The 24,723-nt window shown below is 69.7% G+C and carries 24 protein-coding genes and 1 tRNA gene; 9 read left to right on the top strand and 16 right to left on the bottom strand.

Annotated features, from left to right (window positions below; genetic code table 11):
- Positions 1–83: 83 nt before the first annotated feature.
- On the top strand, positions 84–1,475 hold the full coding sequence (locus QTI20_RS14670) for an aminotransferase-like domain-containing protein (protein WP_286551901.1): 1,392 nt from the start codon (positions 84–86) through the stop codon (positions 1,473–1,475).
- A 142-nt stretch (positions 1,476–1,617) separates the two neighbouring features.
- On the opposite strand, the gene QTI20_RS14665 is transcribed toward QTI20_RS14670, so the two are convergent.
- Both QTI20_RS14665 and QTI20_RS14660 read right to left on the bottom strand, forming a co-directional pair.
- Positions 1,618–2,604, bottom strand: a complete 987-nt coding sequence (locus QTI20_RS14665) for a Bug family tripartite tricarboxylate transporter substrate binding protein (protein WP_286551899.1) — start codon at positions 2,602–2,604, stop codon at positions 1,618–1,620.
- Between the two features lie 59 nt (positions 2,605–2,663).
- A complete protein-coding gene (locus QTI20_RS14660; RefSeq protein WP_286551897.1) occupies positions 2,664–4,157 on the bottom strand; it encodes a class I adenylate-forming enzyme family protein in 1,494 nt (497 codons plus the stop codon).
- 102 nt (positions 4,158–4,259) lie between these two features.
- Here QTI20_RS14660 and QTI20_RS14655 point away from each other — a divergent pair, with 102 nt between their 5' ends.
- On the top strand, positions 4,260–5,372 hold the full coding sequence (locus QTI20_RS14655; protein WP_286551896.1) for a M14 family metallopeptidase: 1,113 nt from the start codon (positions 4,260–4,262) through the stop codon (positions 5,370–5,372).
- A 50-nt stretch (positions 5,373–5,422) separates the two neighbouring features.
- Here QTI20_RS14655 and QTI20_RS14650 read toward each other — a convergent pair whose 3' ends face one another.
- Genes QTI20_RS14650 through metC form a run of 4 tightly spaced genes read right to left on the bottom strand, consistent with a single transcriptional unit; the run spans position 5,423 to position 9,021 of the window.
- Positions 5,423–5,857 (bottom strand): PaaI family thioesterase, encoded by a 435-nt coding sequence (locus QTI20_RS14650; protein ID WP_183029251.1) that lies wholly within the window; start codon positions 5,855–5,857, stop codon positions 5,423–5,425.
- Entirely contained in the window at positions 5,854–6,867 is a 1,014-nt protein-coding gene (locus QTI20_RS14645; RefSeq protein WP_286551894.1) for a zinc-binding dehydrogenase, read from the bottom strand. The genes QTI20_RS14650 and QTI20_RS14645 overlap by 4 nt, the downstream gene beginning before the upstream one ends.
- Positions 6,864–7,793 carry a VOC family protein gene (locus QTI20_RS14640; RefSeq protein WP_286551892.1) on the bottom strand — a complete coding sequence of 310 codons (930 nt, stop codon included), beginning with the start codon at positions 7,791–7,793 and terminating at the stop codon, positions 6,864–6,866. Before QTI20_RS14640 ends, QTI20_RS14645 begins: the two co-directional genes overlap by 4 nt.
- Complete coding sequence (gene metC, locus QTI20_RS14635) at positions 7,786–9,021, bottom strand: cystathionine beta-lyase (RefSeq protein ID WP_286551890.1); 1,236 nt, start codon at positions 9,019–9,021, stop codon at positions 7,786–7,788. Before metC ends, QTI20_RS14640 begins: the two co-directional genes overlap by 8 nt.
- Positions 9,022–9,220: 199 nt before the next feature.
- Here metC and QTI20_RS14630 point away from each other — a divergent pair, with 199 nt between their 5' ends.
- On the top strand, positions 9,221–9,679 hold the full coding sequence (locus tag QTI20_RS14630; protein WP_286553418.1) for an Lrp/AsnC family transcriptional regulator: 459 nt from the start codon (positions 9,221–9,223) through the stop codon (positions 9,677–9,679).
- Between the two features lie 44 nt (positions 9,680–9,723).
- On the opposite strand, the gene QTI20_RS14625 is transcribed toward QTI20_RS14630, so the two are convergent.
- Complete coding sequence (locus QTI20_RS14625; protein WP_286551889.1) at positions 9,724–11,436, bottom strand: M24 family metallopeptidase; 1,713 nt, start codon at positions 11,434–11,436, stop codon at positions 9,724–9,726.
- Between the two features lie 86 nt (positions 11,437–11,522).
- On the opposite strand from QTI20_RS14625, the gene pdxR reads away from it, so the two are divergent.
- The 3 genes from pdxR to QTI20_RS14610 all read left to right on the top strand — a co-directional run bounded on the left by pdxR (position 11,523) and on the right by QTI20_RS14610 (position 13,943).
- Positions 11,523–13,022: a MocR-like pyridoxine biosynthesis transcription factor PdxR gene (gene pdxR / locus QTI20_RS14620; protein ID WP_286551887.1), complete on the top strand. Its 1,500-nt coding sequence runs from the start codon at positions 11,523–11,525 to the stop codon at positions 13,020–13,022.
- Between the two features lie 88 nt (positions 13,023–13,110).
- The gene (locus QTI20_RS14615) at positions 13,111–13,815 is read left to right on the top strand and encodes a DUF4865 family protein (RefSeq protein ID WP_286551886.1); all 705 of its coding nucleotides are present in this window, start codon (positions 13,111–13,113) and stop codon (positions 13,813–13,815) included.
- Positions 13,812–13,943: a hypothetical protein gene (locus QTI20_RS14610; RefSeq protein ID WP_286551883.1), complete on the top strand. Its 132-nt coding sequence runs from the start codon at positions 13,812–13,814 to the stop codon at positions 13,941–13,943. Before QTI20_RS14615 ends, QTI20_RS14610 begins: the two co-directional genes overlap by 4 nt.
- 14 nt (positions 13,944–13,957) lie before the next feature.
- Here the strand turns inward: QTI20_RS14610 and QTI20_RS14605 are convergent, their stop codons facing one another.
- The 6 genes from QTI20_RS14605 to QTI20_RS14580 all read right to left on the bottom strand — a co-directional run bounded on the left by QTI20_RS14605 (position 13,958) and on the right by QTI20_RS14580 (position 18,973).
- The gene (locus QTI20_RS14605) at positions 13,958–14,809 is read right to left on the bottom strand and encodes a LysR family transcriptional regulator (protein WP_183029237.1); all 852 of its coding nucleotides are present in this window, start codon (positions 14,807–14,809) and stop codon (positions 13,958–13,960) included.
- A gap of 207 nt (positions 14,810–15,016) precedes the next feature.
- A tRNA-Ser gene (locus QTI20_RS14600) sits at positions 15,017–15,104 on the bottom strand.
- A 65-nt stretch (positions 15,105–15,169) separates the two neighbouring features.
- Positions 15,170–16,501, bottom strand: a complete 1,332-nt coding sequence (gene serS, locus QTI20_RS14595) for a serine--tRNA ligase (protein WP_286551880.1) — start codon at positions 16,499–16,501, stop codon at positions 15,170–15,172.
- 56 nt (positions 16,502–16,557) lie between these two features.
- On the bottom strand, positions 16,558–17,526 hold the full coding sequence (locus tag QTI20_RS14590; RefSeq protein ID WP_286551878.1) for a threonine/serine dehydratase: 969 nt from the start codon (positions 17,524–17,526) through the stop codon (positions 16,558–16,560).
- Positions 17,527–17,546: 20 nt separating this feature from the next.
- Positions 17,547–18,518: a 4-hydroxy-3-methylbut-2-enyl diphosphate reductase gene (gene ispH, locus QTI20_RS14585; protein WP_183029231.1), complete on the bottom strand. Its 972-nt coding sequence runs from the start codon at positions 18,516–18,518 to the stop codon at positions 17,547–17,549.
- A complete protein-coding gene (locus tag QTI20_RS14580; RefSeq protein WP_286551876.1) occupies positions 18,515–18,973 on the bottom strand; it encodes an FKBP-type peptidyl-prolyl cis-trans isomerase in 459 nt (152 codons plus the stop codon). The genes ispH and QTI20_RS14580 overlap by 4 nt, the downstream gene beginning before the upstream one ends.
- 105 nt (positions 18,974–19,078) lie before the next feature.
- On the opposite strand from QTI20_RS14580, the gene radC reads away from it, so the two are divergent.
- Together radC and QTI20_RS14570 are read left to right on the top strand one after the other, a co-directional pair.
- Entirely contained in the window at positions 19,079–19,759 is a 681-nt protein-coding gene (radC, locus tag QTI20_RS14575) for a RadC family protein (RefSeq protein WP_286551874.1), read from the top strand.
- Between the two features lie 93 nt (positions 19,760–19,852).
- Positions 19,853–20,509, top strand: a complete 657-nt coding sequence (locus QTI20_RS14570) for a Smr/MutS family protein (RefSeq protein ID WP_286551871.1) — start codon at positions 19,853–19,855, stop codon at positions 20,507–20,509.
- An 81-nt stretch (positions 20,510–20,590) separates the two neighbouring features.
- On the opposite strand, the gene QTI20_RS14565 is transcribed toward QTI20_RS14570, so the two are convergent.
- The 3 genes from QTI20_RS14565 to QTI20_RS14555 form a co-directional block, all read right to left on the bottom strand.
- Positions 20,591–20,968, bottom strand: a complete 378-nt coding sequence (locus tag QTI20_RS14565; protein ID WP_286551869.1) for a helicase SNF2 — start codon at positions 20,966–20,968, stop codon at positions 20,591–20,593.
- A gap of 267 nt (positions 20,969–21,235) precedes the next feature.
- Positions 21,236–21,646, bottom strand: a complete 411-nt coding sequence (locus tag QTI20_RS14560; RefSeq protein WP_286551867.1) for a group II truncated hemoglobin — start codon at positions 21,644–21,646, stop codon at positions 21,236–21,238.
- Between the two features lie 45 nt (positions 21,647–21,691).
- Positions 21,692–24,208, bottom strand: a complete 2,517-nt coding sequence (locus QTI20_RS14555; RefSeq protein WP_286551866.1) for an ABC transporter permease — start codon at positions 24,206–24,208, stop codon at positions 21,692–21,694.
- A gap of 140 nt (positions 24,209–24,348) precedes the next feature.
- On the opposite strand from QTI20_RS14555, the gene QTI20_RS14550 reads away from it, so the two are divergent.
- Complete coding sequence (locus QTI20_RS14550) at positions 24,349–24,672, top strand: hypothetical protein (RefSeq protein WP_286551864.1); 324 nt, start codon at positions 24,349–24,351, stop codon at positions 24,670–24,672.
- Positions 24,673–24,723: the final 51 nt, after the last annotated feature.

Below are 24,723 nucleotides of genomic sequence, written 5' to 3'. Positions count from 1 at the left end.
CCTCTGCCGGCGGCACGCTTCATGCGTTCATCACCTCCGATCGATCCGATCAAGCCATGCGATCAACTTCGACGGAGCATGCGATGGACAAGACCACCCAGCAATGGCAGAAGCGGCTGGAAGCCAGCGACAAGCCGGCCTACCTCCTGCTCGCCGACCTGATCGCCGAGGACATCCGCACCGGCCGGCTCACCGCCCGCGACAAGCTGCCCACGCTGCGCGACCTGGCGGCCGACCTGCGCCTGAACTACACGACGGTGGCGCGTGGCTATGCCGAGGCGCGCAAGCGCGGGCTGATCGATTCGCGCTCGGGCACCGGCACCTTCATCCGCGGCACCAGCCCGGCCGTGCCGCTGCGCGGCGGCGGCGGTGCCGAGATGTCGATGAACCTGCCGCCCGAGCCGCAGGATGCGGTCCTGCTCGATCGCATGCAGGCCAGCGCGGCGCGCGTGATGCGCGACACCGACCCTTACGACCTTCTGCGCTACCAGGACTTCGGCGGCACGCCACGCGACCGCGAGGCCGGCATGCAGTGGATTCGCGCGCGCATCCCCGACTGCCGGATCGACCAGCTGCTGGTATGCCCCGGCATCCACAGCGTGCTGACCGCGCTGTTCTCGCAGCTCGCGCGGCCCGGCGAGCTGATCTGCGTCGAGGCCCTGACCTATCCGGGCGTGAAGGCCATCGCCACGCAGCTGGGCATCCAGCTGCATGCGCTGCCGCTCGACGAGGAAGGGCCGATCGGCGAATCCTTCGAGCACGCCTGCAGGACGCTCAAGCCCAGGGCGCTGTGCATCAACCCCACGCTCAACAACCCGACCACCGCCACCGTCTCGCGCGCGCGGCGCGAAGCGCTGGCCGACATCGCGCTGCGCTATGCGATCCCGATCATCGAGGACGACGCCTACGGCCTGCTGCCGCGCCAGATGCCGCCGGCCATCGCCACGCTGGCGCCCGAGCTCACCTACTACATCACCGGCTTCTCCAAGACCCTGGGTGCAGGCCTGCGCAATGCCTACGTGCGTTCACCCAGCGCGCGACAGTCGCAGCGCCTCGCGGGTGCGCTGCGCGCCACCACCGTGATGGCCTCGCCGATCACCAACGCGCTCGCGACGCTGTGGGTCGAGGACGGCACCGCCGACGCGATGCTGCAGGCCGTGCGCGGCGAATCGGCCGTGCGGCAGGCCATGGCGGCCCGCCACCTGGGCGCCTACGGTGTCGGTGCGCCGAGCGATGGCTTCCATCTGTGGCTGCCGCTGAGCTCGGCCTGGAGCACGGTGGAGTTCGCCTCCTACCTGCGTTCGCAGAGCGTGGGCGTGGTCGCGAGCGCGGCCTTCTCCACCGACGGCGCCCCGCCCGAGGCGGTGCGCATCTGCCTGGGCGGCCCGATGTCGCGCGAGGCCTGCGACCATGCGCTGCGGCTGATCGCCGACACGCTGGCCCATCCGCTGCATCCGCATGCGACGGTGATGTAGTCACCGGCGGTTCCACAAGACACGAGAAGGCCTCGGCATGCGAGCTTGTCTCGATGACGCCACGCCCCTGGGCGCTCGCCTCATGCGCCGACCCGGAACCGGTCCTGGATGCAGGTGGCGGGCGGCTCTCCAAAAGCCCGCCTCAGTCCGCCGTGATCCCGGCCTCCTTGATCACCTTGCTCCAGCGCGCGGTCTCGGTCCGGACCAGCTCGGCCAGTTCCGCCTGCGTCGACGGCGCGGGCGTGGCGCCCTGCTTCGCGAACTGCTCCTTGGTGTGCGCGGCGTTGAGCGCCTTCACCACGTCGGCGTTGACCTTCGCCACGATCTCCGGCGGCGTGCTGGCCGGCGCGAACATCGCCCACCACGAGGTGACCTCGTAGCCCGGCACGCCGGCCTCGACCATCGTCGGCACGTCCGGCAGTTCCGGCGAACGCGTCTTCGAGGAGATCGCCAGCGCGCGCAGCTTGCCCGCCTTGATCTGCGCGAGCACCGCCGGCAGGTTGTCCATCTCCATCGGCACCGACCCGGCCATCACGTCCGCCATGGCGGGCGCACTGCCCTTGTAGGGCACGTGGGTCATCTGCGTGCCCGTCATGCTCTTGAACAGCTCCATGGAGATGTGCGGCCCGGTGCCGGTGCCGGAGCTCGCGTAGAAGGCCTTGGAAGGTTCGCTCTTCACGAGCTTGACCAGCTCCGCCACCGACTTCACCGGCAGCGCCGGATTGACGACCAGCACGTTGGGCACCGTCGCGATCTTGGAGATCGGCGTGAAGTCCTTGACGTGGTCGAAGCCCGGGTTCTTGTAGAGCGTCGGGTTGATCGCATGCGTGTTGAGCGAGCTCATGTAGAGCGTGTAGCCGTCCGGCCGCGCGCGCGCCGCGAACTGGGCGCCGATGTTGCCGCCGGCGCCCGGGCGGTTGTCCACCACCACCGGCTGGCCCCAGGCCTTGGAGAGTTCGTTCGCGATCGAGCGGGTGAAGAAGTCGGAAGAACCGCCGGGCGGAAAGGACACCACGAGCTGGACCGGCCGGGTCGGGTAGCCCGCCTCCGTCGCCGCCGACAGGGCGGGCGCCGATGCGATGGCAGCCAGCGTGCACGCGGCGACGAAACGGGAAAGGATTGCGTTCATGTGAGCCTCGGAAGTGACGGAGAAGACAGGGAAGGAAGGACGGAAAGAAGCGGTGGCCTTCAGGCCGCGAGCGCGGCCGCGCGCTGCATGAGCTGGCGCCGGTCGACCTTGTTGGTGGCGGCCAGCGGCAGCGCATCGACGAAGACCACGCGCCGCGGATGCTGGTAGGCGGGTGCGTTGGCGAGCACGAACTGCTTGACCGCGTTCTCATCGGTGCGCATGCCCGAACGCACGACCACGAAGGCGACCGGCTTCTGGCCCTTGATCTCGTCGGCCACCGGCACGACGCAGGCCTGCAGGATCTCGGGCATCTTCTCGATGACCTGCTCGACCTCGCCCGGGTAGATGTTCTCGCCGCCGCAATTGAACATGTCGTCCGCGCGGCCCACGAAGTGGTAGCAGCCCGTGGCGTCGCGGCGGAAGATGTCGCCGGAGATGTACCAGCCATCGGGCGTGAGCACCTTCGCGGTCTGCTCGGGCAGGTTCAGGTAGCCCAGCAGGTTGGCCGGCGTGCGCATCCAGAGCTCGCCTTCGTCGGCCTCGCGGCCCGCGCGATCGACCAGGCGGACCTCGACGTCCGGCAGGGGCCAGCCCAGGCCGCCGTTCGGTGGCAGCGCGCGCCCCTCGGTGGGACCGAAGACGATCGGGCCGGCCTCGGTCGTGCCGTAGCCGCCGGCGATCGTGGCCGCGGGAAAGGCACTGGACAGCGCCTCGTAGAGCTGCCCGGTTGCCGGGGCGGAACCCAGGCGGATGAAGCGCACGCGCGTCGTATCGATCTTCGACAGCGCCGCCTGCTCGCGCACCACCATCGCCATCATGGTCGGCACCGAGGTGACCCAGGTCACGCCGTGGCGCTCGATGGCGTCGATGAACTTCAGCACTTCGAACTGCGGCATCAGCACGATGCGCGCATGCCCCGCCAGCGCGAACTTGCAGTTGGTGAGCGCGTTCATGTGGAACAGCGGCGCCGCGACGAGGAAGCACTCGGTCTCGTACGAGGCGCGGGTGCGGAAGCGGGACTTCACCGACCAGAGCTGCCCGCCATGCGACAGCTTCACGCCCTTGGGCCGGCCGGTGGAGCCGGAGGTGTAGAGGATCATGGCGCAGTCGGAAGGATCGACGGCGGCCGGCTCGAAGCGGCCCGCGTCCTGGAAGTCGACCCAGCTTTCGTCGTCGAAGCACACGGTGCGCATCCCGGGCGGCACCAGCGGCTTGCGGGCCGCGTCGACGAAGGCCATCGACGCGTTGCAGTCCCGCAGGATGAATTCGACCGACTCCCGGGCGAGCTTGTGGTTGACCGGCACCGTCACCAGGCCCGCCTGCAGCGTCGCCAGGTAGGCGACGATGAACTCGAGCCGGTTCATGCTCAGGATCGCGACCACGTCGCCGGCCTTCAGGCCCGAACGCAGCAGGCCCCGCGCGCAGGCGCGGATGCGCGCATCGAGCTGCGCATAGCTGTAGTGCATCGGCACGTCGCCGCGTCCGCAGTCCACCAGGGCGATGGCTTCGCCGGCCTTGGAATGGTCTATCAAATCACCGAGGTTTTTCCACATGAGGTTTTCTTTTTCCCAATAGAAAGCAATAGAAATTGGAATTATTTTTCAACGAATTTCAATAGCATGGAAGCTCATTTCCAAACGATGCAAAGTCGAAGCATGAACAGTCTTTCCGTGTTTTCCGAGACCTACGCCGAGGCGCGGTCGAAGTTCCTGGAGGCGGCCCGCGCGGCGGGCGCGGCCCTGACCGAATACCGCCATCCCGCGCAGGTGGGTCCGGCGGGCGAGGCGCTGTGCCTCGATGTCGCGCGCCTCGGGCCGGCCGATGCGCGGCATGTGCTCGCCGTGGGCTGCGGCACCCATGGCATCGAGGGCTACTCCGGCTCCGCGGCGCAGACGCACTGGCTGCGCCGCTTTCGGCCGGGCCACCTGCCCGCCGACACGGCCGTGCTGTTCTTCCATGCGCACAACCCCTGGGGCTTCGCCCATGCGCTGCGCTTCACCGAGGAGAACGTGGACCTCAACCGGAACTTCGTCGACTTCGGCCGGCCCCTGCCCGCCAATCCGGGCTACGCGCAGGTGCATGCGCTGATCGATCAGGCGGACTGGGACGAAGACGAAGTCCCGCGCCTCTTCGAGCGGCTTTCCGCCCTGCGCGAAGCGGTCGGCGAACAGCGCTACTCCGATGCCTTCAACGGCGGCCAGTACACGCATGACGACGGCATCTTCTATGGCGGCGCGCGCGAACAATGGTCCAACAAGGCCTTCAGGCAGGCCGTGGCCGACCATCTGCAGGTGGCGGAATCGGCCGCCTTCATCGACTTCCACACCGGCATCGGTCCCGAGCGCGGCCACGTCTTCCTGTGCTTCCATGCGCCGGGCTCCGCCCCCTATGAGCGCGCGCGCCGCTGGTGGGGCGAGCGCGCGGTCAACCGCGAGGGCGTGACGCACAAGGCGGTCGCGAACTACCAGGGCCTGCTGGTCGACGCCTTCGTGGCCCTGCTGCCGGCGCGGCGCACGACCGCGGTGGTGGTCGAGTTCGGCACCCTGCCCCGGCCGCTGATGCAGCGCGCGTCGATGGCCGCCCGATGGCTGTGGGCCACCCGGCACGCCGCCGTCCAAACCGAGGCCGGACGCGCGCTGCGCGCACGCCTGATGCAGGACATCCGCGAGGCCTTCTATCCCGCGGCGCCCGACTGGCGCGCCGGCGTGCTGATCCAGTCCGAGGACATCATCGACCGCGCCCTCGCGGGCGTCGCGCAGGCCGGCTGAGGCCGCGCAAGGCTCCCATCGCATGGACGCGCGCATCGGGGGACTCCTCCTCAGCCGGTGATCGGCACGTAGGTGCCGCGGCCCAGCGCGACCAGCTTGCCGTCGGCCCCGGCGATCTCGATGTCGACCACGGCCGAGGTGCGGCCCGTCCGGCGCACCGTCGCCGTGCCGTCCAGGTAGGCACCGACGCCGGGCCGGAGGTAGTCGATGCGCAGGTTCATCGTCGGCACGCCGCCGCCAACCATCATGCCGATCGCGAAATCGCCCACCACGTCGATCAGCGAGGCGATGGCGCCACCATGGAACTGCTGGGAGCCGGCGCGCCCGCGCTCGAACTCGGGCCGGATCGGCATGCGCACGGCCAGCGTCGACTGCGCATGATCGACCCGCAGCACCTCCAGGCCCATGAAGCGCATGAAGGGCGAACGCTCGAAGATGGCTTCGAGCTCGGGCTGGCCGAGACGCCTGGTGACGTCGTCGCTCATGGCTTCACCAGGATCTTTCCGAAGACCTTGCGGTCTTCCAGGTGCTGGAAGGCCTCGTTGACCTGGTCGAGGGCATAGGTCCGGTCGACGACGGGCTGCAGCTTGCCCGAACGCACCAGGTCCAGCAGGCTCGTGAGGTCCTCCCGCGCCCAGCCGTTCGAGCCGAGCACCTGCAGCTCGTAGCTCCAGATGAAGCGCAGGTCCTCCTTCGGGTCGTAGCCCGCGGTCGCGCCGCAGGTGAGGATGCGGCCGCCGCGGTGCAGCGTGCGCAGCGACTTGACCCAGGTGTCGCCACCGGTGAAGTTCACCACCACGTCCATGCCCTTCTCGTAGAGGCGGCGATGCGGCTTGCCGAAGGTGCCGAAGACCCACTTCATGAAGTCGTCCTGCTTGTAGTCGATGAGGTGGTCCGCGCCGAGCGCCTTCAGGCGCGCCAGCTTCTCCGGGCTCGAGGCCGCGGCGACGACCTCGGCGCCCGCGAGCTTGGCCAGCTGCACGCAGCAGGTCCCCACGCCGCCCGAGGCGCCCAGCACCAGCACCCGTTCGCCCGCGCGCACCTTGCCGATGGTCACCATCATTCGCCAGGCGGTGCCGTAGGCCACGGGCAGGCAGGCCGCGGTCTCGAAGCTCACGTCGTCGGGCAGCCGCACCAGGTGGTGGTCGGGGATCGCGCAGTACTCCGCCAGGCCGCCATGGCGCGCCTCGCCGATCACGCCGCCGAAGGTCTTGCGGTCGGAGGGGTCGACCATCACGCGGTCGCCGACCTTCCATCCGCCTTCGACGCCGGGGCCGACCTCGACGATCTCGCCGGCCAGGTCCAGGGCCATGATCATCGGCATGGGCACCGTGATGCCGGGCATGCCGTTGCGGGTGAAGACGTCGTGGTAGTTCAGCGATGCAGCACCGACCTTGAGGACGACCTCGCCCGCCTGCGCCACGGGATCCGCGAAGTTCGTTTCGTAGCGGACGGTACCGGGTCCGCCGTGTTCATAGATGACTGCTGCTCTCATGTTGCACTCCGTTGTTGACTTGTTTGCACGAACTCCAGCGCAGCGTGCTGCGCCTCGACGGGCCCGACCCAGATCGAGCGGGCACCGTCGTCCGGCGTCGTCCCTTCGGCGAAGGGGACGCCTTGTCTTTCCAGGTAGGCGGCCAGCGCCGGCAGCGACTGCACGGCGATGGTCGCGGCGGCCACGCGCTGCACCGGCGCCTCGGCCAGCACCGGGCAGAGGCCGCGCAGCGTCGCTTCGTCGGCGAGCCACAGCGTCCCCTGCCGCAGCGCGAAGCGCCGCCCCCGGCCGCCGAAGGCCGGGGTGGGCGCGCGGCCCAGCAGCCGCGCCATGCGCGCGGCGCTCGCATCGAGGTCGGCCACGGCCAGGTACACCGCCGCCAGCGCCTCGGCCCCGTTGGGATGGGCCAGCAGATGCGGCTGCCAGAGCACCTCCCGCGTGCCGTGCTCGATCACGATGAAGCGCGCCTCGGGATGCGCGGCCGGATCGAAGTAGACGTTGCGAAAGCGCGCCCGCCGCGTGTGCTCGTCGCGGGCGCCGAAGGTGGCGTCGCGTTCCAGCGCGATGGGCGCGTTCGCGGCTACGCCGGCCTGCACATAGGCCACATGGGCCTGGTCGGCCGAGGCGCAGTCGAGCGCGACGATGTGCAGCCCCTCGTAGCGCTCCACCATCGCCTTCACGTTGCTCGGCAGCGCCGGGTCCAGCAGCCCCAGCAGCTCGAAGTAGCCCTGGCGGAACATGGCGCAGCGGTTGCCCGATCCCCAGGGCACGACCGGCCCGCCCGGGCTCAGCGCGCCCGCATGCAGGCTCAGCGGCGACAGCCGGAAGCCCATCCGTTCGAAGGCCGCGCTCGCGCGCAGCAGGTCGCGGATGCCCAGGCCGACGTGGTCGAGTCCGAGCGCCGCCGGTTCCGCGGGCCTAGCCATGGAGCACCTCTTCGGCCAGGGAGAGATCGCCCGCCGCGCCCACCTGCAGCGCGGCATCGAGCGCCTGGCCCATGTCGGCGATCAGGTCCTCGACGCATTCCAGGCCGGCGTGGATGCGCAGCAGCGGCCCCTCGCTCGGCGCCGCGAGCGAGCTCCGCGCCGGCGCGGGGTCCACCAGCAGCGCCAGGCTCTCGTAGCCGCCCCAGGACAGGCCGATGCCGAAGAGCCGCAGCCGCTGGAAGAGCATCGAGAGCTGCGGCCGCGTCATCGGCTGCAGCACCACGCCGAACAGGCCGCTGGCGCCGGAGAAGTCCCGCTTCCAGAGCGCATGGCCGGGATGGCTCGGCAAGGCGGGATGCATCACGCGCTGCACCGCGGCGTGCCGCTGCAGGCTCTGGGCCAGGCGCACGCCGTTCTCCCAGTGCCGCTGCATGCGCACGGCCAGCGTGCGCAGGCCGCGCAGGGCCAGGTAGATGTCGTCGGGCCCGGCGGTCTCGCCGAAGTGGTGCGCGCTCGACTGCAGCGCGGGCCAGGCGCGCTCGTTGGCGGTGGCCACGCCCAGCAGCGCATCGGAATGGCCCACGATGTACTTGGTCGCCGCATGCACCGAGATGTCGACGCCGTGCTCGAAGGGCTTGAAGAACAGCGGCGTGGCCCAGGTGTTGTCGAGCACCACCAGCGCGCCGGCACGGTGGGCGATGTCGGCCAGCGCGGGGATGTCCTGCATCTCGAAGGTCATCGAGCCCGGCGATTCGAGGTACACGACCCGGGTGTTGGGCCGCACGCGCCGCGCCATGTCCGCCACCTCCATCGGGTTGAAGTACTCGACCTGGATGCCGAGCCGGCGCAGCACCTGCTCGGCGAAGAGGCGCGTCGGGCCGTAGACGCTGTCGCTCATCAGCAGATGGTCGCCCCCTTCGAGCAGGCCGAGCAGCGCATGGGTGCAGGCGGACAGGCCCGAGGGGAAGAGGATCGAGCGGAAGCCGCCCTCGAGTTCGCAGACCGCGGATTCGAGCGCACGGGTCAGCGGCGAACCGAAGCGCCCGTAGCTGGCCATCGGGTTGCCTTCGCTCTTGCGCGACTCCCATTCCTCCAGCGTTTCCGACAGGATCGTGGAGCCGCGGTACACCGGGACGTTGACCATCCCGGCGTGCTCCGCGGGCGCGCGCCCGAGGTGGGCCAGCTGGGTATGCAGTTCGGGCAGGGTGTGGTGATCGGGAGCAATCATGCGAGCAAATCCGGCGTTTCGTTGCAAAAATTCTATGCTTCTAACGAAGGAAAATTATTGCTAACTTTGGCTCGATACGGCCGATCTCTAGAACCATTTTCTCCTATATCGCCGTTTCAAGCATTTTCTTGCACCAAGCCAAACACTATGATGCGCCATGGCCAAAACCACCTCTTCCTCCTCCTCTTCCCATGAGCGCCTGGACCGGGTCGACCGGGAAATCCTGGCCATCCTCCAGGAAGACGCGACGGCCGCGGTCAACGACATCGCCGAGCGTGTGGGACTGACGACCACGCCGTGCTGGCGGCGGATCCAGAACCTGGAGAAGCGCGGCATCATCCGCAAGCGCGTGGCGCTGCTCGACCCCGAGCAGTTGAACGTCGGCGTGACCGTGTTCATCTCGATCAAGACGAACCAGCACGACATCGAGTGGTACGAGAAATTCCACCGCCTCGTGAGCGCCATCCCGGAGGTCACGGAGTTCTACCGGACGACCGGCAGCACCGACTACCTGATGAAGGTGTCGGTGCCCAGCATCGAGGGCTACGACCGGGTCTACAAGATGCTCATCAAGGGCGCCAAGCTGGCGGACGTCAACTCGATGTTCGCGATGGAACAGATCAAGTACACGACGGCGCTGCCGCTGAGTCACGCCTGAGGTCGAAGGCTTCCGGAGCCTTGCGCATCCGGCCCGTCCTGCCCTCAGGACGCCATGCCATCGGCCGTTCGCAGCAGCACGTCTTCGAAGAAGGCACCGATCGGCCGCTGCAGATCGCGCACCTGGACTTCCAGCACCCAGATGCCGTCACCCGGCACGAAATCGGCTTCGGCCAGGCGGTGTTTTCCGTAGAGGGCATGAGGGAAGTCGGCGACGCGATGCCCCGCGGTCTCGTGCACCAGCGCACAGCCATGGGCGCGCGCCAGTCCGTCGGCGAATTCGTAGAGTGCGCTGCCGCTCATGCCTTGGCGCCATGCACGCTGCGCCTGCGCGAAGATGTCTCGCGCCGCCCTTGTGCAGCGTTCATGGTAGGGGTCGCTCCCCATCACGAAGGTGTCGCCGTAGTCGCCCTCGTAGCCGTCCCACACGGGGCCGAGGTCGATGGTGAACAGGTCGTCCGCCCGCAGCTTTCGGTGCCGGTCCACGGGCTGGCGTGAAGTGCATTGGGTATCGGGTCCGAAGCGCACGTAGGTCGGATGCCAGTTGTAGGCCGCACCCATCTCGCGCAGGTGCCGGTCCGCGACGGCGATGGCTTCGCCGGTGGTCATGCCGGGCACCATCAAAGCGGCGATCTGCGGCAAGGCGGCCATGGAGCGCCTGCGCGCGTCCAGGATGCCGTCAAGCGAAAAGGCCGCGCCCACCTTCTCCCAGGGATGGCGAACGATGTACGGCGCCTGGCGCTGCTCCGCCGACGCGGTCGGCAGGAAGGCCTCCGACTGGAAGCGTTCCTTCGGCAGGCCCGCCGCCCTCAACGCGGCACGCGCATCCCGCACCATGGCGGGGTTGCCGCAGGCGTAGACCATCGTGCGTTGCCAGTCGTGATCCGCGGCCAATGCCGCGTCCTGGACATGCTGCGAATCACCGTGCGTCGAAGACACCACGGGCATCCAGTGGAAGCACGCATGCGCCTGCGCGAGCTGGTCGAGCAGGCTGGATGCGTAGCAGTCGCCCGCGCGGCCGCCCCAGTACAGGCCGATCCTGCGAAAGACGCCGCTGGCCAGTGCCGTCTGCAGGATCGCGCTGACGCCCGCGAAACCGGTGCCCGTGGCCAGCAGCACCAGCCGATCGACCGCCTCGGGGGGCGCTTGCCAGGTGCAGGCGCCGTGAGGACCGTCGAGCTCCAGCAGGTCGCCGGGTTGCAGTGCGGCGAGCCTGTGATCGGTGAACGCGCCCCCCGGAACCCGTCGGATATGAAATTCCAGCTGGTTGGCGTCGCCGGTCCGCTCCGGCAGGTTGGCGATGGAAAAGCTGCGGCGCTCCCCGTTGTCCAGCAACAGTTGCGCATGCTGCCCCGGCAGGCATTCGAAACGCTGGGCGCTCTGGAGCTCGAGCACGAGCCGTGTGACGCCGGATGCCACCGCATCCAGTGCGACGATCCTTGCGGAATGGCGCGCAGCCGGACGGGCGGGCGCCTGCCAATGCGGGAAGCGCAAGCGCAGGTCGCTGGTGGCGCGGCACTGGCACATCAGCAGCTCGTCGTCCGCCACCTGGTAGGCGGCTTCGGACGGCGCAGAGATGCGTTCGAAGCGGCCGTCGAGCACCTGCGCCCGGCAGGAACCGCATTCGCCCCGCATGCAGGAAAAAGGCACGGCGATCCCCTCGGCAAGTGCCGAATCGAGGATGCTGCCCGCGATGCCGAGCGGGAAGCGGGCGTCGCCTGGCGCGACCGTGCAGAAGTGGATGGGCGAAGCTGTCATGCGTGGGGCCTGGTGGGTCGATCAACACTGTCCAAAGTGAAATCTACCTAGAATGCGGCCCTGTCCATAGAGCCATATGTGGAAAAATGACCAGGCCACTTTCCCGCAGTTCCCAGCTGCGCCGAACACAGTCGAGCCTCGACCTCGCGGCAGAGCCGCTGCGAGCGGGCGAACTGAAGCAGGCCTGGATCTATCGCCAGATCCGCGACCGCGTGCTGGAAGGCGTGCTGGCGAAGGGCGCGCGCATGCCCTCGACCCGGCACCTCGCCGAGCGCTGGCAGGTGTCGCGGGCCACGGTCGATCTGGCCTACGACCAGCTTCGCAGCGAGGGCTACCTGGTCAGCACACCGGGCTCGGGCACCTACGTCGCGGCCAAGGTACCCGATGCGTTTTTCGACGCGGGTGCGCGTGCGGGCGACGCACCCCCTCGGCGCGCAGGGCCGCCTCGGCACAGGCCGGCGGCGCTCGAGGTCACACCGCTCCTCGCCAACGCGGCCGGCGAACCGTTCGTGGCGCGGGTGCCCGACGCCGCCCTGTTCCCGCTGGACCGCTGGCGCAAGGCGTTGCAGGCCAGCGCCCGGCGCGTGACGATCGAACAGCTGGGCGACAACGAAGTCCTTGGCCTGGCCCACTTGAGGGCACAGATCGCACGCTACCTCGGCGTTGCGCGCGGCATCTTCTGTGATGCGGAGCAGATCGTCGTGCTGTCCGGGATCCGCCAGGGACTGGACCTGTGCGCGCGGCTCCTGCTCTCGCCCGACGACAGGGTCATGGTGGAAGACCCTGGCTACCTCCATGCCGCACCGATCTTCGGCCGGCACGCGCGCGAAGTCATTCACGTGCCGGTCGACGCCCAGGGCTTCTCGGTGGCGCATGCGCGCCGCCACGCGGGCGTCCGGCTTGCGCACCTCACGCCGGCGCACCAGGCGCCCACGGGCATCACGATGCCGATCTCGCGGCGGCTGGAGCTTCTGGCATGGGCCGAAGCATCGGACTGCTGGCTGATCGAGGACGACTACGACAGCGAGTTCAGCTACGACAACGCGCCCCTCCCCGCATTGAAAAGCCTGGACGCGGCCGACCGGGTCATCCATTGCGGCAGCTTCAACAAGACCCTGTTCGCCGGCCTGCGCATCGGCTACGCCGTGCTGCCCGAGAAGCTCGTGCCCGCCTTCCGCAAGGCCAGGCAGGTGACCGGCCGCTCGACCGGCGCGATCGAGCAGCTGGCGCTGGCGAACTTCCTCGAGAGCGGCGACTTCGCGCGGCACGTGCGGCGCGCGCGCCTCGCCTACGCACAGCGCAGGGACATCGTGCTGGACGCCTTGCGCGATGCCCTCGGCCCCGAGCGGCTGCAGGTCACCGGTGAGCATGCAGGATTCCATCTGGTCTGGTGGCCGCCGCCGGAGATGGACGTGGGCGCGTTCCAGAAGGCCGCGGCGGAACGCGGCCTGCGCTTTCAAACGATCGCGGACTTCTGCAAACGCGCCCAGCTCCCGCCGGGGTTGGTCATCGGCTATGCGGCGCTGGACGACGAAGCCTTGCGTCGGCATGTCGATGAACTGGGCGGGCTGATCGCCCGCTTCTGAAGAAGAGGCAGCCCTCACGCCGGAAGCGCGCGGACCTCGGCCCCGCCTCCGGTAGGGGTCGTGAACGCTGCGCGGGTCCGACGCCCCCATGGACGATGTTTCCGCCCGGGTGGCTGCAACGATTGCATCGGCGCATCACAGCTATATCGGGCGCCCTCTTTTCCCGGCTCGCGTCCGCGCTCAGGATCCTGTCATCCATTCACGCCAGGAGCATGAGATGTTCGCAATGCAGTATTCGCACCGTCTTCCCGCCGACTACGACATGGAGACGATCCGCCAGCGCGCGGCTCGGCGCGGCCCGATCTGGGACGACACCGAGGGGCTCGTCTTCAAGGGCTTCGTGGCGCGCGAGCGCGGCCGGCACGGCGCCACCGGCCACGTGTATGCCTCGGTCTATCTGTGGCGCGAGCCCGCGGCGGCTGCGCGCTTCCTGATGGGCGAGCGCTTTCAGGCCGTCATCGATTCCTTCGGCCGGCCGCGCGTGGAAACCTGGCTGCCGCTGGATGCGCGCGCCGGCGCCGCAAGGGCGAAGCCGGCGCGGTGGCTGCATCGCGACGAGCGCACCCTCGATGCCGCCGCCGACCGTGCGGCGCTGCACGCGGCGGAGGTCGAATCCAACCGCGCGATCGCGGCGCGACCGGACACCGTGGCGGTCTGGACGGCGCTCGATCTCGACGCCTGGCGGCTGGTGCGGTTCAGGCTGTCGGCCAGCGCATCCGACATCTCCGACGGAGAAACGGTCTACGAAGTGCTTCACCTGGCCAAGCCCGGCCTCGACCAGCTGGCGCGATGAGCCGACGTGCGCCGCGCCCGGTCGACGTGCTGCTCGGCCACTTGGCGAGCGTGTGCGTGGCGGCCCTCGTCATCTGCGGCCTGGCCGTGCTGGGCACGGCAGTTGTCCATCACCTGGCCGCGATGTAGCGTTGTTGCGCCCGTCAAGCGGCCGTGGCCCGGATCGCCGCGGACAGCGTACGCAGCGCACTGCGCGCCTGCGCATCGGACACGTTGGTGTGCAGCACCACATCGCGCGAGGGCAAGGGCGGCAGGCCCAGGGCCGGCCCCACGTCGAGGGTGCCGGGCGGTGCCACGCGGCGCCCCAGCGCAGCCACCGCGAGCCCGGCTGCCACGGCAGCGCCCACCGTGAGCACACCGCCGCCCACGAACACCTCGGTCCACGGCACGCCGCCTTCGGCCAGCGCGGCAATCGCCATGCTGCGAACGCTGCAGGGCTCGGCCTGCGTGGCGAGCGGCAACGGCTCGCCCGAGTGGTGAACGAAGTCGGGTGCCGCCATCCAGCCGAACTGCTCCGCGAGCAGCACCTCGCCATCGAGCCGGCGGCTGTCGTGCCGCAGGATGATCGCCACGTCGAGCACGCCGCGATCGAAGGCCTCGAGCAGTTCGCGCGAGGTGGAGACGCGCACCTCCATCACCACCGAGGGCTGTGCGCTCTTCATCTGCCGCAGCAGCAGGGGCAGTTCGGCGCCGACGATGTGATGGCTGATGCCGACCACCAGCCGTCGGTGCTTCGCGCCGAAAGCACCGAGGGCGCCGCTGTGCGCGGCCAGCAACGCGCGCGCCAAGGGCAGGAAGGCCAGCCCCTGGGCCGACAGGCGCACCCGCCGCGGCGTGCGCTCCAGCAGGCGATGGCCCACCGTGTCCTCCAGGCGCTTGATCTTGAGGCTGACGGCCGACTGCGTGCTGTCGATGGACTCGGCCGCGCGGGTGAAGTTCTGGAGGTCCGCCACCTGCACGAAGGCCTGCACGGCTTCGATGTCGAGCGCTTTCATCGGAGAGTGGCCATGGGAACAACGGCAAGTCGTACGGACATTTCGCCGCGATCATTTCACAACGCATGCGCGCGTGCATCGCACGGGTCGAAGCGCTTGAATGCAGGCATCGGGACTTCGGGTGGGCGCGAGAACGGCCGACCCGCTGATTTGCCACGCGATCGCGTGGGGTACAGGCAAAAAAATAGCCCCTTGTCGGGGCTATCTTGGAGGAGAGGGAGGGATTCGAACCCTCGGTACGTTTCCGTACGCCTGATTTCGAGTCAGGTACATTCGACCACTCTGCCACCTCTCCGGTGTCTGTCGAGTCTGCGATTCTAGCAGTATTTTTGGGCCTCTCTCAAGGCCCTCGCAGAATAATCAGGCGCGCAGCGTGTCGAGGCCGCCCAGGTACGGGCGCAGCGCCACCGGCACGCGGATCGAGCCGTCCTCGTTCTGGTGGTTCTCCAGCACCGCGACCAGCGCGCGGCCGACGGCCAGGCCCGAGCCGTTGAGCGTGTGCACCAGTTCGTTCTTGCCCTGTGCGTTCTTGAAACGCGCCTGCAGCCGGCGGGCCTGGAAGGCCTCGCAGTTCGACACCGAGCTGATCTCGCGGTAGGTGTCCTGCGCAGGCAACCAGACTTCGAGGTCGTAGGTCTTGCTCGAGCCGAAGCCCATGTCGCCGGTGCACAGCAGCACCACGCGGTAGGGCAGCTCGAGCGCCTTCAGCACGGCCTCGGCATGGGTGGTCATGGCCTCGAGCGCTTCGTAGCTGTGCGACGGGTGCGTGATCTGCACCATCTCGACCTTGTCGAACTGGTGCTGGCGGATCATGCCGCGGGTGTCGCGGCCGGCGCTGCCCGCTTCGGAACGGAAGCACGGCGAATGCGCGGTGAGCCTGATGGGCAGCTGGGCCTCGGGCACCACCTCGTCGCGCACGAAGTTGGTCAGCGGCACCTCGCTGGTCGGGATCAGGTAGAGCGCCTGGTGGTCGGGCACCGGCTCGCCGTCCTGGCCGCCCTTCTTGGCGGCGAACAGGTCGCCCTCGAACTTGGGCAGCTGGCCCGTGCCGCGCATCGAGTCGGCGTTGACGATGTAGGGCACGTAGCACTCGGTGTAGCCGTGCTGCTCGGTCTGCAGGTCGATCATGAACTGCGCCAGCGCGCGGTGCAGCCGGGCGATCGGTCCCTTGAGCACGCTGAAGCGCGAACCCGCGAGCTTGGTGCCCATCTCGAAATCGAGGCCCAGCGGCGCGCCGAGGTCGACGTGGTCGCGCGGCGTGAAAGCCAATGGCGTCGCGCCACCGCCTTCACCGCCCTGCGGGCTCCAGCGGCGCACTTCGACGTTGCCGGCTTCGTCCTCGCCCACCGGCACGCTCTCGTGCGGCAGGTTGGGCACGGCGAGCAGCAGCGCCTGCAGTTCGGGCTGGATCGCATCGAGCCGGACCGACTGCGATTCCTGCTCGGCCTTGAGCGCGTTGACTTCGGCCATCAGCGCGTCGGTGGATTCGCCCTTGGCCTTGAGCGGGCCGATCTGCTTGTTGAGGGCGTTGCGGCGCGCCTGCAGTTCCTCGGTGCGAACCTGCAAGGTCTTGCGTTCGGCTTCCAGCGCGCTGAAGGCGTGGACGTCGAGGAAGGTCTGGTTCTTCTTGCGCGTTTCGAGACGGGCGACGGCCGAAGCCAGGTCTTTGCGGAGCAGGGTGATGTCGAGCATGCCCCGATTTTAGGTGGGCCTGCCGCGCTCGCCGCGCGGCAGGCCCATCGGCCGGATCAGGCCAGGCTCGTCGGGTCGAGGTTGGCGCCGCAGACGATCAGGCAGACCTTCTCGCCGGCACGCGGCACATAGGCGCCGGTCTGCAGCGCGGCCAGCGGCAGGGCGGCCGCGGGCTCGACGGCCAGCTTCATCTCCTTCCAGAGCCACAGCTGCGCCGCGCGGATGGCCTCGTCGGACAGCAGCAGCGCATCGCGCACCTCGCGCTGCGTGATGTTCCAGGCGAAGTCGCCGATGCGCTTGGCGCCCAGCGAATCGGCCGCCACGCCGCCGACCTCGACGTCGACCGGCTGGCCGGCCTCGCGAGCGCGGAACAGCGTGGGCGCGCGTTCGGGCTCGAGCGCGACCACGCGGCTGCGCTGGCCGAACCAGCCGGCCAGGCCGCCGATCAGGCCGCCGCCGCCCACGCTCACCAGCACCGCATCGGGCAGGCCGCCCTGCTCTTCGATCTCGCGGCCCAGCGTGCCGGCGCCGGCCACCACTTCGAGCTGGTCGTAGGCATGGGTCAGCAGCGCGCCGCTCTCGCGCTGGCGCGCCAGGCAGGCGGCCAGGGCATCGGCATAGGCCTCGCCGACCACCGTGACCTCGGCGCCCAGCGCGCGCAGCCGCGCACGCTTGGCTTCGGGCGACACGCCCGGCAGGAAGACTTCGCAGCGCACGCCCAGCGCGCGCGCGGCGGCCGCGGTCGCGATGCCGGCGTTGCCGCCCGAGGCCACCACCACGCCGGCCGCCGGGATCGGCTGGGCCAGCAGGCGGTTCATCATGCCGCGCGCCTTGAAGCTGCCCGCGACCTGCAGCTGCTCGAGCTTGAGCCAGACCTCGGTGCCGCCGGCCGCGAGCGCCGCCGGCAGGCCCAGCGTGGTGGGCGAGAGCTTCCACAGCGGGGTCTCGCGCAGGTAGGCGCCGCGGTGCGCCGCCAGCCGGTCGGCCGCGGCTTCGATCTGCGCGTGCCAGTCGATGTCGTTCATGGTAGGTGTGTTGTTGTCGCTCACGAGATGTGCCCTGGTGCCGGCCCGGTGTCGAGCTTGAGGCCCTTGGGCAGCGGGAATTTGATGGTCTCTTCGATGCCGTCCATCTTGCGCACCGAGACCGCGCCCAGCGCCTTCACGCGATCGATCACCTCGCGCACCAGCACCTCGGGCGCCGAGGCGCCGGCCGTCAGGCCGACCCGCGTCTTGCCCTCGAACCACGCGGGGTTCAGCTCGTCGGCCGAGTCGACCATGTAGCTCTCGGTGCCCAGGCGCTGCGCGAGCTCGCGCAGGCGGTTGCTGTTGGAACTGGTGGGGCTGCCGACCACGATCACGATGTCGACCTGCGGGCTCATGATCTTGACCGCGTCCTGGCGGTTCTGGGTGGCATAGCAGATGTCCTGCTGCTTGGGCTCGCGCACTTTCGGGAAGCGCGCGCGCACCGCGGCCGCGATCTCGGCCGCGTCGTCGACCGACAGCGTGGTCTGCGTGACCACCGCCAGCTTGTCGGTCTGGCCGGGCTGCACGCGGGCCACGTCGGCCACGTCCTCCACCAGGTGGATGCCGTGGGTCAGCTGGCCCATCGTGCCCTCGACCTCGGGATGGCCCTTGTGGCCGATCATGATGAATTCGTAGCCCTCTTTCGCGAGCTTGGCCACCTCGACGTGCACCTTGGTCACCAGCGGGCAGGTGGCGTCGAACACGTCGAAGCCGCGCGCCTGGGCCTCGGCCTCGACCGCCTTGCTCACGCCGTGCGCGCTGAAGACCAGCGTCGAGCCGGGCGGCACGTCGGCCAGGTCCTCGATGAAGATCGCGCCCTTGGCCTTGAGTTCGTTGACCACATAGGTGTTGTGCACGATCTCGTGGCGCACGTAGATCGGCGCGCCGAACTTGGCGATGGCGCGCTCGACGATCTCGATCGCGCGGTCGACGCCCGCGCAGAAACCGCGCGGCTCGGCCAGGATGATCTCGTTGACGGAAGGCTCGCTCACAGCACGCCGATCAGCTGCACTTCGAAGGTCACCGGCTGGCCCGCGAGCGGATGGTTGAAGTCGAACTGCACCGCGGTGTCGCTCGAGGCGATCACGGCGCCGGCGTAGCTGCCGCTGCCGTCGGGCGTGGGGAACTGCACCACGTCGCCGACCGCATAGCGCTCGTCGGGGTCGCCGATCTTGACCAGCAGCGTGCGCGCGACCCATTGCTGCATCTCCACATTGCGCTCGCCGAAGGCCTCGCCGGCCGGCAGTTCGAAGGTGGTGTGCGCGCCCTCCTCCAGCCCGATCAGGCGCTGCTCGACGGCCGGCGACAGCTCGCCGGTGCCCAGCGACAGCGTGGCGGGCTTGTCGGCGAAGGTGTTGATGATGTCGCCCGCAGGTCCGGCCAGCCGATAGTGCAGCGTGAGGAAGGAGCCGGCGGTGACGACGGTGGCAGGAGTGGACGAGGTCAAGGTGCGCGATCGATGGGGGGTCAGGAAAGCACAGCGAGGGCCCAGGGGCCGCCGCTACACTGGACCCGCCATTTTAGGGAGTGGGGCCCAAGCCCCGTCTGCGCCATGTCTTTCCTCCAGGATCTGCCTGCGCAAGCCCGGCCGCGCGAGAAGCTGCTCGCCCGCGGCCCGTCGGCGCTGGGCGACGCCGAACTGCTGGCCCTGCTGCTGCGCACCGGCCTGGCCGGCAAGAACGTGCTGCAGCTCGCGCAGGAGCTGCTCGACACCTTCGGCGGCATCGCCGGCCTGCTCCGGACCGACATCGCCGCGCTCAAGGCCGTCAAGGGCCTGGGCGGCCCGGCCAAGCGCGCCGAACTCGGCGCCGTGCTCGAACTGGCCCGAAGGGCGCTGGCCGAGCAGCTGCGCGAACGCGCGGTCTTCGATTCGCCCGAGGCCGTGGCCCAGTACCTGCAGCTGCACATCGGCGCCAGCCCGCACGAGATCTTCGCCGTGCTGTTCCTCGACGCACAGCACCGGCTGATCGCGATGGAGGAGCTGTTCCGCGGCACGCTCACGCAGACCAGCGTCTACCCGCGCGAAGTCGTGCTGCGCGCGCTGCACCACCAGGCGGCGGCCGTGGTGCTGGCCCACAACCACCCCAGCGGCGGCGTGGAGCCCTCGCGCGCCGACGAGGCCCTGACGCAGACGCTCAAGACCACGCTGGCACTGGTCGACGTGCGCGTGCTCGACCATGTGGTGGTGGCGCGCGGCCAGAGCCTGTCGATGGCGCAGCGCGGGCTGGTCTGACGCCGGCCTCGGCGGGCCTTGCGTAGGATGCAGGGACAATGGGGATCGGCCTCCGCACCGACGCCCTGCTCCCCGCCTGAAAGCCGTCCCGCCATGCCCCGTCCCACCAGCCCCCTCAAGAGCCTCGCCGACCTGCAGCAGGTGCAACGCACGCTGGCCGAGACCCGCGAACGCGAAGCGGCGGCCGCCGCCGAACGCGCCGCCGCCGAGAAGAAGCGGCTGGCCGAGCAGGACCTGTTCAGCCGGGCCATCGGCGCGACCCGGCCGCTCAAGCGCGTGGCCGCGGTGCCGCTCACGCCCGAGCCGCCGGCCCCGATCCCCGTGCAGCACCAGCTCGACGAGCAGCGCGTGCTGCGCGAGTCGCTGTCCGACGAGTTCGACGTGAGCACGCTGCTCGACGTCGACGACGCCATGAGCTTCCGCCGCCCGGGCATCGGCACCGACGTCACGCGCAAGCTGCGCGCGGGCGAATGGACCATCCAGCGCGAGGTCGACCTGCACGGCCTGCGCAGCGACGAGGCGCGCGAGGCCCTGGGCGCCTTCATCCGCACGGCCTTCAAGCAGGGGCTGCGCTGCGTGCGCGTGGTGCACGGCAAGGGCCTGGGCTCGCCCGGCAAGCAGCCGGTGCTCAAGACCAAGACCCAGCGCTGGCTGATCCAGAAGAACGAGGTGCTGGCCTTCGTGCAGGCCAAGCCGGCCGAAGGCGGTGCCGGCGCGCTGGTGGTGCTGCTTTCGCCGAGCAAGCGCTGAACCGGTCCGCACCATGAAAAAAGCCCGCGGCCTGGAAGGCGGCGGGCTTCGCAGAGGGGCCGGGGCCCCGCTGGTGGCTTCTTACATCGAAGCGGTGTTGCTGCGTGCGGCGGCGCGGGCTTCGGCCTGCACCGTGGCGCGATCGAGGCGGCTGCCGGCCACCGACAGCACGCCGGCCGACGCGTTGTCGCCGTAGATGTTGCCCAGGCGGGCGGTCTGCACGGCTTCGCGGCTGACCGTGGCGCGGTCGACGCTGTTCGTCAGGGCCGGTGCCACGCCAGCGAAAGCGGCGTCGCTGTAGATGTTGCCGGCGCGGGCGGTGGCTTGGGCTTCGGCGGCGACGTCGGCGCGGCTGCGCACCGAGTTCACGGTCTGCACGCCTTGGTACGTTTCGGCTTGGGCGCCGGCGATGGTCAGCAGGGACAGGGCGGCAACAGCCAGGATCTTCGAGGTCTTCATTTCAGTTTCCTTATTGGGTAGGGATGATTCGAACCGGTATCGGGGAGGCGCCGTCCCTTTCGGGGGCGGCCGCCGCGCTCGGTGCCAAGCTCACCCAGAGCAGTTGCTTCTTTCATGACGCTTTCTGCTCTGTTGGACGAATCTTAAACCACCTTCTAAGTAGAAACCCTTAAGGAAATGATACGCGGTGTTCACGAAACGGGAACAATGCCGCGGTAAAGGCCTACAACCTGGTAACAGATTGTTCGCGACTGTCGAAATAGCGCCTCAGTGGCGCATCCAGTCCGCGGTCTTGAAGAAGGAATCGCGCAGCCGGGTTCGCAGCGCCTCGTCGACGCCGGTCTCGCCCATGGCCTGGTCCATGCAGGCCAGCCACTGGTCGCGCTCGGCGATGCCGATCGAATGGCCGCCGATGCGCTGCGGCATGTGACGCGCCCGCAGCATCGGATGGCCGAAGCGATCGGTGTAGTGCTGCGGTCCGCCCAGCCAGCCGCAGAGGAACCAGAACAGCCGCTGGCGCGCGTTGTCCAGCGAGCTGCCGTGCACGGCGCGCAGCCGCGCATAGGCCGGCTCGAGGTCCATCAGGTCGTAGAAACGCGTGACCAGCGCATCGACGGCGGTCTCGCCGCCGATCCATTCGAAGGGCGTGTCGAACTTGGGTTTGTCCTGGATTTGCATGGCCCGGATTGTCGGGGGCCGGGCCTGCCCCCTGCGAGCGCAGACCTATTCAGCGGCGTGGCGCAACGTATCCACGACCGGGCGGTTCAGCACTTCGCGCAGACCCCACCAGCCGGCCGCCAGCGCCAGCACGGCACCCGCGGCCGCCCCGGCCAAGGGCACCAGCGGCGACGCGGTCCAGCTGAAATCGAACACATAGCGTGCCAGGCCCCAGCCGATGGCCGAGGCGGCGATGCTGGCCAGGAAGCCCGCCAGCAGGCCCACGCCCACCAGTTCGGCGCGCTGCACCTGGCGCAGCAGGCTGGCGCGCGCGCCCACGGCGCGCATCACGGCGAACTCGCGCGCCCGCTCCTCACGCGTGGCGGTCACGGCCGCGAACAGCACCACCAGCCCGGCCGCCAGCGTGAAGCCGAACAGGAACTCGACCGCGCGGATCACCTGGTCGAGCACCCGTTGCACCTGGCCGATGGTGGCGCTCATGTCGACGTTGGTGACGTTGGGGTAGGCCCGCACCAGCGCGTTGTCGAAGCCCCGGGTCTCGGGCGCGCGGAAGGCGCCCATGTAGGTCACGGGCACGTCGGGCAGCGAGGCCACGGTGTACATCACGAAGAAGTTGGCGTGCAGCGAGCCCCAGTCCACCTTGCGCAGCGAGGTGATGCGCGCGTCGTTCTGCATGCCGCCGATGTCGAAGCGCAGCGTGTCGCCGAGCTTGAGCCCCAGGGTCTCGGCCAGGCCGGCCTCCACGCTGACCTCGTCCTTCGCGCCCGGCGTCCAGGCGCCCGCGGTGATGCCGTTGTGCGGCGGCGCCTCGGCGCTGTTGCTGAGGTTGAACTCGCGGTCGACCAGGCGCTTGGCGCGGTCCTCGGTGTAGTCGTCGGGCGAGACGGCCTTGTCGTTGATCGCGACCAGCCGGCCACGAATCATCGGGTACCAGTCGAAGTTCGCCACGCCGCCGTCGCGCAGCGATTTCTGGAAGGCCTCGCTCTGGTCGGGCATCACGTTGATCACGAAGCGGTTGGGCGCGTCGGGCGGCGTGGCCTTGCGCCAGCTCGCCACCAGGTCGGTGCGCAGCAGCACCAGCAGCACCAGCGCCAGCAGGCCCACCGCCAGCGCGCTGACCTGCACCACCGCATAGGCGGGCCGGGCCGAGATTTGGCGCGTGGCCAGCACCAGCCAGCGCGGCGCGGTCGATTCGTTGACGCTGCGGCGCAGCACCTTGACCGCCACCCAGCTGAGCACAGCGAACACCGCCACCGCGCCCGCGAAGCCGCCGACCGCGATCAGCCCCAGCTTGAGGTCGCTGCTGGCCGCCAGCAGCATGGCCACGAAGCCGGCCGCGCCGATGCCCAGCACCGCCAGCGAGGCCGGCTTGAGCCCGCCCACGTCGCGCCGGATCACGCGCAGCGGCGGCACCTTGGCCAGCTGCAGCACCGGCGGCAGGCCGAAGGTGAACAGCAGCACCAGGCCCATGCCCAGGCCGAAGGCCACCGGCCACAGCGTGGGCGCGGGCAGCGCGGTCTCGACCAGCCCGGCCAGCAGCAGCACGAAGGCGTAGTGCACGCCGAAGCCGATCGCCACGCCCAGCCCGCTCGCCACCAACCCGACGATCGCGAACTCGAAGGCATAGGCGCCGGCGATGGTGCGCTGGCTCTGGCCCAGCACGCGCAGCATGGCGCAGTCGTCCAGGTGGCTGGCCGCGAAGCCGCGCGCGGCCAGCGCCACCGCCACGGCGCTCAGCAGCGCGGCGAGCAACGCCACCAGGTTGAGGAATTTCTCGGCGCGATCCAGCGTCTGGCGCATCTCGGGCCGGCCGCTTTCCAGGGACTCGAGCCGCGCGCCGCGCAGTTCGCCCTTCTTGAGGCTGGCGTCGGTCTCGTCGCTGAAGGTCTTGACCGCACGCTCGCTGCCGGCCACCGCGAAGCGGTAGCTGACGCGGCTGGCCGGCTGCACGAGCGCGGTGCGCGCCACGTCGGCCTGGTTGAGCATCACGCGCGGCGAGAAGCTCGCGAAGCCGCCGCCGCGGTCGGGCTCGAGCGTGATCACGCGGCTCACGCGCAGGCCGGCGTCGCCCAGCAGCAGCGTGTCGCCGATCTTCAGGCCCAGCGCATCGAGCAGCGGCGGGTCGACCCAGACCTCGCCCGGCGCCGGCACCTCGCGCGTGACCTGGCCCGGCGCATCGCTGGACGCCGCCACCTGCACGTTGCCGCGCAGGGGGTAGCCGGCGCTCACGGCCTTGAGCGACACCAGCTTGCTCGCGCCGCCCTGCGCATCGCTGGCGCGCGCCATGGTGGGGAAGCCGTAGGTGGTCGTGGACTGGAGCCCCAGTGCCTGCGCGCGCGCGATGAAGGCCGCCGGCGTGGGGTTGTCGCTGGTCAGCACCGCATCGCCGCCCAGCAGCTGGCGCGCATCGCGCTGCAGGCCGCCCTTGAGGCGGTCGGCGAAGAAGCCGACGGCGGTGAGCGCGGCCACGGCCAGCAGCACGGCGACGATCAACAGGCGCAGTTCGCCGGCACGCAGGTCGCGCCAGAGCGTGCGCCAACCGAGGCGAAGAGAAGAGTTCATAGGGCCGACGATAGCCGACGCCGGTACGGGTCCACCCTAGTAGGGTATAGATGGCCAGGGGCGATGATGTGTCGCTAAACTGAGACGCACCCTGAGACGCAAAGGAGCACGCCGTGATCCCTCGATGTCCCCGCAGTCCGATGACCGCCGCCGCCCTGGCGCTGGTCGCCGTCGTGGCGCTCGCCGGCTGCGACCGCAAGCCGTCGTCACCGCCCAAGCCCGCCGCTGCGATCGCCGGCGAAGGCCCGACCGCGGCATCGGGCGGCCCGCCCTCCAGCAGCTATCCCGCCGGCATCAAGGCCGCGCCCTCGGGCGACAAGGTGGCGACGGCCGCCCCCGAGAAAGGCCCGGCCGAAGGCGGCACCGCGATCGGCGGCATGACGGACAACCAGGGCGGCTCGGCCTCCGGCGGTGCCGGGCCCGCCGCCCCGACCGGCGGCGATGGCCGGCCGGCGCCCAAATGAAGAAGAGACCGCAGGCCGCCAGAGCCTGTCTCGCCCGTTGGTGATTCCTGA

Origin of the sequence: Variovorax sp. J2P1-31, from assembly GCF_030317215.1 — a bacterium.
GTDB lineage: Bacteria > Pseudomonadota > Gammaproteobacteria > Burkholderiales > Burkholderiaceae_C > Variovorax.
This window is presented reverse-complemented; position numbering and strand designations above follow the sequence as displayed.